The following is a 448-nucleotide window of genomic DNA, read 5'->3' on the forward strand; positions in this document are numbered from 1 at the left end:
CCAGCGTATGCTCGAAGCATGCCGCCGCCAGATCTTCCTTGCGCTTGAAATAATATGTCACGCTGGTGGTGTTGAGGCCGACCCGGCGCGCGACGTCGGCGAAGGTCATGCCCTTCGCGCTCTGTTCGTTGATCGCTTCGGCGGCGGCAGCCAAGATGGCGTCGCGCTTGGCGCGAAAGCGCTTGGTGCTGGTGTCTTCCTCGGGCGGAATGGTGTCGGGGGCCTCCATGCCGGAAACTGTAACATCATCTTTTAGAAGAAACAGTCATTTTTGTTGGCTGCGGCATTCCGCGCATTTTGAGCGGCAAAGACGCTTTACCGAATACGCGGTACGGTCTAACCAGCGATCCGACAGCAAGATCGGAGAGCGCAGATGGACTTCAGCTTCAGCGAACGCGAAACCTATTTTCGGGACCGCGTGAAGGGGTTCATCGACCAGCAAATCCGT

2 protein-coding genes are annotated in these 448 nt (G+C 57.8%); both read right to left on the reverse strand.

Going from position 1 to position 448, the window contains the following annotated elements; all coding sequences use genetic code 11:
- A partial coding sequence (locus AACY52_RS31295) for a TetR/AcrR family transcriptional regulator (RefSeq protein WP_339561539.1) occupies nucleotides 1-229 on the reverse strand: 229 nt, incomplete at its 3' end.
- A 36-nt stretch (nucleotides 230-265) separates the two neighbouring features.
- Nucleotides 266-448, reverse strand: a 183-nt coding sequence (locus AACY52_RS31300) for a hypothetical protein (protein WP_339561540.1), incomplete at its 5' end; no start/stop codon positions are given.

The organism is Pseudomonas sp. EA_65y_Pfl1_P113 (assembly GCF_963970525.1).
In the GTDB taxonomy this organism is placed as follows: domain Bacteria; phylum Pseudomonadota; class Gammaproteobacteria; order Pseudomonadales; family Pseudomonadaceae; genus Aquipseudomonas; species Aquipseudomonas tritici.